The organism is Pseudoalteromonas sp. MER144-MNA-CIBAN-0113 (assembly GCF_040308965.1).
Taxonomy (GTDB): Bacteria; Pseudomonadota; Gammaproteobacteria; order Enterobacterales; family Alteromonadaceae; genus Pseudoalteromonas; species Pseudoalteromonas tetraodonis.
The window spans coordinates 1-6,890 of sequence record NZ_JBEOOG010000114.1 but is presented as its reverse complement, the minus strand read 5'-3'; the positions used below and the strand labels follow the sequence as shown (position 1 = coordinate 6,890).

6 protein-coding genes are annotated in these 6,890 nt (G+C 41.3%); 1 reads left to right on the top strand and 5 read right to left on the bottom strand.

The window, feature by feature from the left end; genetic code table 11:
* Window positions 1–247 precede the first annotated feature (247 nt).
* Window positions 248–1,045 (top strand): DUF2989 domain-containing protein, encoded by a 798-nt coding sequence (locus tag AAEY57_RS18295; protein ID WP_350608471.1) that lies wholly within the window; start codon window positions 248–250, stop codon window positions 1,043–1,045.
* 41 nt (window positions 1,046–1,086) lie between these two features.
* Here the strand turns inward: AAEY57_RS18295 and ihfA are convergent, their stop codons facing one another.
* From ihfA to AAEY57_RS18270, 5 genes are all read right to left on the bottom strand, one after another.
* Window positions 1,087–1,383: an integration host factor subunit alpha gene (gene ihfA, locus AAEY57_RS18290; protein WP_008114070.1), complete on the bottom strand. Its 297-nt coding sequence runs from the start codon at window positions 1,381–1,383 to the stop codon at window positions 1,087–1,089.
* A gap of 2 nt (window positions 1,384–1,385) precedes the next feature.
* Window positions 1,386–3,773 carry a phenylalanine--tRNA ligase subunit beta gene (gene pheT / locus AAEY57_RS18285; protein ID WP_350608470.1) on the bottom strand — a complete coding sequence of 796 codons (2,388 nt, stop codon included), beginning with the start codon at window positions 3,771–3,773 and terminating at the stop codon, window positions 1,386–1,388.
* Between the two features lie 15 nt (window positions 3,774–3,788).
* On the bottom strand, window positions 3,789–4,769 hold the full coding sequence (gene pheS, locus AAEY57_RS18280) for a phenylalanine--tRNA ligase subunit alpha (protein ID WP_013464600.1): 981 nt from the start codon (window positions 4,767–4,769) through the stop codon (window positions 3,789–3,791).
* Between the two features lie 82 nt (window positions 4,770–4,851).
* Window positions 4,852–5,562 (bottom strand): DnaA inactivator Hda, encoded by a 711-nt coding sequence (gene hda, locus AAEY57_RS18275; protein WP_024603126.1) that lies wholly within the window; start codon window positions 5,560–5,562, stop codon window positions 4,852–4,854.
* Entirely contained in the window at window positions 5,562–6,617 is a 1,056-nt protein-coding gene (locus tag AAEY57_RS18270; RefSeq protein WP_024603125.1) for a DUF2066 domain-containing protein, read from the bottom strand. Before AAEY57_RS18270 ends, hda begins: the two co-directional genes overlap by 1 nt.
* Between the last annotated feature and the right edge of the window lie 273 nt (window positions 6,618–6,890).

Here is a 6,890-nt window from a genome sequence, read left to right as displayed (position 1 = left end):
TAATATCAATTCAGCAGACAGAAAAGTTGTGATCAAGAGACAGACCTACATCCATGTAGGCAACAAAGAGTAAATCGCACCTAGGCAGAACCCTTCGGGCAGCGCCTGTTTGGCATTGATGCAACGTTATCGCCTATTTATGGGGAATAACCACACCACATAGGCTCGGCCTTGTCTCAATACCAAACAGACTGCTGCAAATTCAACCTTGAAAGGTCAACAGACCATAATAATTTGAGAGACTCGGATGGCTTTTAAGCGCATAACCCTCGCCTTTGCAATTTTGCTTACAGGCTGTGAAGAATCTTTAACCGTTGAAGATATTTGTGTGCAATCACCCGCCATGTGCAATGATCTTAACCAAGATAGTCACTGTAAAGCGCAGCGAGAACGTACAATCTTTTATCGCTACCTCGAATCCTTACAACCAACCGATGAGAACAAATATCAACTACTCAAAGCGTTTGAGCATTACAACCAATGTATTGGCTTAGCCGCTAATATTCAGCATATAAAACTAAAAGGTAAAACTACCGCCCGTCGACGAGCCTACCTCACCAGTAATAGAGAAATGGCACGTATTTATCAGCAAACACAAGCAACCACTCACCCTGGCCTACTCTATTACCATTGGTCAAGAAACAATGATGAAACGGCACTCACCCGACTACTTGCTCTAGAAAATACCCCCGAGGTGAAAACAAGTGCTGAAATGCAATTTTATTTAGCGTCTTATTACATTAAAGTTGATGAGCAAAAAGCAATTGATTTTTTATACAACACATTGGCATTAAATCAAGCTAAGCAAATACCTGATCCAGAAATATACACCTCTTTAATTAGCCTTTTCTATAAGCACCACCAATATAAGCACGCGTACATTTTTGCCAAAATAGCAGAGCTCTCTGGTATAAAAAATATCGATATATTATTAATTGAGCAGCAATTAATAGCACAAGAAAAGAATTTAGACAGTTTAGATGCCCTCGCCGAGCAAACATTACACCAAATAAACCAAGGAAAATTTATTTCTCCCCGGAAATAATACAACAGATACAAAAAAGGCAGCTTGCGCTGCCTTTTTGTTTATTTTTTGCTTGTGCCTACTTCGACACGGGTCTTTAACTTTTGCCCCGGCCTAAAAGTAACTACGCGACGCGCTGAAATTGGAATATCTTCTCCCGTTTTCGGATTACGTCCCGGTCTTTCTTTCTTATCTCGAAGATCAAAGTTACCAAATCCAGAGAGCTTAATCTGCTCGCCTTTTTCAAGCGCTGAGCGGATTTCTTCAAAAAACGCTTCAACTAAATCTTTGGCATCTTTTTTATTGATCCCGAGCTTTTCAAATAGGTGTTCAGCTATGTCGGCTTTAGTAAGCGCCATATCTAGTCCCTCAACGATGCATTAAACTGTTCGGCCAGTGCGGCCACCACGTTATCAACTACCTGATTGATATCTTTCTCTTCGAGTGTTCTATCAACCGCCTGCAGTGTTAGAGCAATCGCCAAACTCTTATAATTTGGCTCAATACCTTTGCCCTTATACACATCGAATAAGTTTAGGTCAACCAATTGATTTCCGCCAACTTTTCCGATGACGTTTAAAATATCACCAATTTTAACGCTGTCTTGTACTAAAATCGCGATGTCGCGGCGATTTGATGGGAATTTAGACACCCCTACAGCTTGAGGTAAATTTCTTTTTTCTAATGCCGACATTTCAATTTCAAACACAAAAGTAGCATTGTTGATATCTAACGATTTTTGCGCTTGAGGATGTAATGCACCAAAGAAACCTACTTTTTTACCATCAACATAAATAACGGCAGACTGGCCAGGGTGAAGACCATCCGATTGCTCAGCTTTAATTTCAAAGCGGCTAACATCGTTGGTAATTGCAAGTAATGCTTCAACATCCCCTTTTAGGTCATAAAAATCAACGTTACGTTTTTCTTCAACCCAATGCTCACCATGAACCAAACCAGTAATAACGCCACCAATAACAGGCACTTGGTATACGCCATTTTCAGCATTTTCATCACTGATAAACTTAAGGCCGTGTTCAAATAAGCGAATACGTGGCTGCTGGCGGTTTTGGTTATACGCAACAGATGCCAATAAGCCAGGCATTAAGCTTACACGCATCGCTGACATTTCAATTGAAATTGGGTGAGGCAATACCAATGCGTTACACTCTGGATGTAAAATAGCTTGCGCTTTAGGATCAACAAAACTGTAAGTAATGGCTTCTTGATAGCCACGGGTTACTAGCGCATTACGAAAACGGCTCAGTGCAACAGTTGACTCATCATGTGTGGTCATTTTAAGTTTTGCAGTTGGTGCCACATTAGGAATACTGTTGTAACCGTATACACGTGCTACTTCTTCAATTAAATCTTCTTCAATACGAATATCAAAGCGGTAGCTTGGTACATCAGCGCTCCAGCTATCATTGTCAAATTTAACATCAAGACCTAAACGCGTAAGTATATCGGTTACTTTAGCATCGTCAATGTGATGACCAATAACACGGTCTAAACGTGAACGACGTAAACGCACTTCAGTTACTTTTGGTAGTTTATCTGCAGCAACAGCTTCAACGATTGGACCTGCGTTACCACCTACAATCTCCAGAAGTAACGCTGTAGCGCGCTCCATGGCATCGTGTTGTAGTGCAAAGTCGACGCCACGCTCATAGCGATGAGATGCATCAGTGTGCAAACCATAGCTGCGTGCTTGTCCTGCAATAGCCACAGGGTTAAAGAATGCGCTTTCTAACAGGATATCAGCTGTTTTGTCAGTAACGCCAGATTGCTCACCACCAAAAATACCAGCAATGGCTAGCGCTTTATGATGATCGGCAATCACTAATGTCGATTCATTTAATTTAGCCGTATTACCGTCTAATAAAACCAGCTCTTCACCTGGGGTTGCACTACGTACTTTAATTCCACCATCAATCGCATTTAAATCAAATGCATGCATTGGGTGGCCAAGCTCTAGTAATACAAAGTTAGTCACATCAACAACCGGATCAATTGAACGTACACCACTACGACGTAGCTTTTCAACCATCCATAATGGCGTCTCAGCGTCTAGGTTAATGCCCTTAATAACACGCCCTAAATAGCGAGGACAGGCATCATCGTTAACCAACTCAATAGATACTTTGTCTTCAATTGTCGGGGTTACCGCTGGAATGCTTAATGTATTTACATCAATACTGTTAAGTACGCCGACTTCGCGGGCAAGCCCTTTAATACCTAAACAGTCGCCACGGTTAGGTGTTAAATCTACGTCAATAATGTTGTCATCAAGCGCTAAATATTCGCGTAAATCGGCACCAATAGGCGCATCAAGTGGCAATTCCATAATGCCATCGCCTTCTTCACTAATACCTAGCTCATCAAACGCACATAACATGCCGTGTGAAGGCTGACCACGAAGTTTGGCTTTTTTAATTTTGAAATCGCCTGGTAACACTGCGCCAACAGTGGCAACTGCAACTTTAATACCTTGGCGGCAATTTGGTGCACCACAAACAATATCAAGCAGTTCATCACCACCAACATTAATTTTTGTTACACGTAGTTTATCTGCATCAGGGTGCTGGCCACACTCAACCACTTCACCTACCACAACGCCATTAAATTTGGCTGCTGCCGGCTCAACGCCATCTACTTCTAAACCAGCCATTGAAAGCTGTTCCGAAAGAGCTTGCGTATCAATTGCAGGATTTACCCACTCTCTTAACCACTTTTCACTAAATTTCATTTTATCTCTTCACTCTTAACGGAACTGGTTTAGGAATTTTAAGTCATTTTCGAAAAACGCACGTAAATCGTTTACGCCGTAACGCAACATGGTTAAGCGCTCAACACCCATACCAAAAGCGAAACCTGTGTATTTTTCAGGATCGATGCCTACAGACTTAAGTACGTTAGGATGAACCATGCCGCAGCCTAATACTTCTAACCATTTACCGTCTTTACCCATCACGTCCACTTCTGCTGAAGGCTCTGTAAACGGGAAGAATGAAGGACGAAAACGAATTTCCATGTCTTCTTCAAAAAAGTTACGTAAAAAGTCATGTAAAATACCTTTAAGCTCAGTGAAGCTTACATCAGTATCAACCATCAACCCTTCCACCTGATGGAACATAGGCGTGTGTGTTTGGTCGTAATCGTTACGGTATACACGCCCTGGCGAAATAATACGCAGTGGCGGTTGCTCAGTTTCCATAGTACGAATTTGTACACCACTGGTTTGAGTACGTAAAACCAACTTAGGATTAAAGTAAAAGGTATCGTGATCGGCGCGAGCTGGGTGATGCTCTGGAATATTTAACGCATCAAAGTTATGAAAATCATCTTCAACTTCAGGGCCTGATTTAACAGCAAACCCAAGTTCACCAAAGAAGCTTTCAATACGCTCAATGGTGCGAGTTACTGGGTGCAAACCACCCGATGGCATAACACGCCCAGGTAAAGTTACATCGATTGTTTCTGCCGCTAGTTTTTCTTCTAATGCTTTACTTGCTAACAATTCACGCTTGTCATTAATCGCAACTTGCACGTCTTGCTTAGCTTGGTTAATTACTTGGCCTGCTTCTTTACGTTCTTCAGGGGCAATTTTACCTAACGTTTTAAGTAAGCTGGTAATTTCGCCTTTTTTACCAAGATAGTTAACCCTGATCTCTTCTAGCTGCGCGATTTCACTGGCACTGGCTACCGCCTCAAGTGCTTGCGCTAATATGTTTTCTAAGTTCATTCGATACCTGATCTTTCACAGAAGGTGATTACAATTTAGTTAGCTAATGATAACTGAAAGCAGGGTCTAGATTCTAGACCTACTACAGCTTTAGCGTTGATTTTATAAAAGGAATAGTCAATTTTCGTTGTGCAGCCATGGATGCGTGATCTAATTTGTCTAATACATCCAATAAAGCACGCATATCACGACTCAAACGCGTTAATAAAAATCGCGCACATTCATCGCTCAGTTCAAGCCCACGCATATTTGCACGCTTAACCAGCGCCTGTGCTTTATCATCGTCACTCATAGAACGAATTTGAAACGTAGTGCCCCACTTTAAACGGGATTCTAAGTCGGGCAAGCTAATATTAAGCATGTTAGGCAGTAAATCGGCAGTCACTACCAGCATTTTATTGGGCTCATTAAAGCGATTAAAAAAGTTAAATAACGCTTTTTCCCATGCATCATTGCCTGCTACCAAGTGCACATCATCAATACACAATACATCCAATGCTTCAAGCCCATCTAAAACCATTGGTCCAAAATGAATAACCTCGCGCATGGAAAGCAGCATATTAGATAAGCCACGCTCTTGTGCCTGAATACAAGTGGCATATAGTAAGTGAGATTTACCAGAATCTCCTAAGCCACACAAATAGGTATACTGAAAAGAGTGAGCAAGCTTAGAAAAGCTATCTTTGAGATGATTTACCTCAAGTGAGTCTTCACCGCCAAAGTAGGATGCAAATGTTTCATCGTCCGGTAAAGTAACCGGCAATGCCATTTGTATTGGCTCTTGAGTTAGCATTAATTTACAACCCATTGATACTCTAGGCTTTGCTCATCAACTATGTGATAAAAAGCACGAGGATCAACATAGTCTTTAAAGGCGTTATCCAGGCCAAGGGCTTTTTTAAGGTCACTCACAGTCCCCGTATGATGAAGCTCAAACTCAACCGAATCGGGTGTTTTGCGTAAAATAACAGCTTGAGTTACTACGCTTAGATTCATTAAACGGCGCTTAGCCAATTCAATATCAACAAAGCTCTCAGTCCCTTTTAAAGTTAAATTGGCAGTACGCTGCTCATAATAAGCATTAGGATCAATCGCATATTCACCAGCTAAACCTTGTGCTAAATCATCAATCATTTGCGCAACAATTTGCTGTCTATAGCCAGTGATACGGTTAGATTCAAACATTTCATCATTGGTAAAGCGCCAATCTAGTACCCAATTATCAGAGTTAAACGCTTGATACATTCTAGCAGTAATACTTCGCTCAGCACTGTAGCGTTTAGATGCCTCTTCTACAGGCCCAGAAAAATTTCCCCAAACTTCAGGGACACCAACAAGCCGTCTGTCTTGTAAATCGAGTAAAGGCACAACAACCGGTAAACCGCGGCGGCTTGCTTTGTCGTAAATCAGTTGCTCTAACTGAGGATAACTCTCTTGAGTAACCAGCTCTCGCTGCCTGTTATCTTCAATGCCTAACCAGATGGCAACCAGTGGGCGTTGAGCTCCCCACAACGGCAAATTAAGATCTTTTATTAGTGCATTGATCTTTCGCGCTTCAAATTTAACTAGTAACTTAAGCGTTCCAGGAATACGCTCATCGTATTCAAATTTAAGCATATAATCAGATATATCTTTGGTGCGTTGCTGTGCTATCTGATTTTCATCTGCACTTTTATCACCACTCACTTTTACTAGTACGTTAAGAAGCGCTTTGCGACTAGCGTCTAAACGCGCATCACGAGATTTATCTTCTACAACCAAAATATCTTGATATAGATCAGTTACTTCAACTGCAGATACAGAAACACAAAAGAAAATGGATAAGGCGCTAATTAATAATCTATACACAGGCAAATCATTCTTGGTTTTAAACTGTTTTGATCCTAAATCAAAGCCACTAACAAAGCAAAATTATATTTTTCTCAGTCACTAACGCCATTAAGCTCGCTTTAATGATCATAAAAAACCTCAAAGTAAATACCGACTAATTGGAGTCGCTGCGCTACTTCGTTGCGATGACGCAGTAGAATATTGCGGCAAAACAGCGTATCCGTCCGGTGATCACCGCCTAGCCTTTAAAATTCCACGGTAATAGACTATCGATATCAGGTGTTGATTGGC

What these genes read in the sequence shown, in the direction of transcription:
- AAEY57_RS18295 (WP_350608471.1), top strand. Translation starts at nt 248, where the DNA reads ATGGCTTTTAAGCGCATAACCCTCGCCTTTGCAATTTTGCTTACAGGC.
- ihfA (WP_008114070.1), bottom strand. Translation starts at nt 1,383, where the DNA reads ATGGCGCTTACTAAAGCCGACATAGCTGAACACCTATTTGAAAAGCTC.
- pheT (WP_350608470.1), bottom strand. Translation starts at nt 3,773, where the DNA reads ATGAAATTTAGTGAAAAGTGGTTAAGAGAGTGGGTAAATCCTGCAATT.
- pheS (WP_013464600.1), bottom strand. Translation starts at nt 4,769, where the DNA reads ATGAACTTAGAAAACATATTAGCGCAAGCACTTGAGGCGGTAGCCAGT.
- hda (WP_024603126.1), bottom strand. Translation starts at nt 5,562, where the DNA reads ATGCTAACTCAAGAGCCAATACAAATGGCATTGCCGGTTACTTTACCG.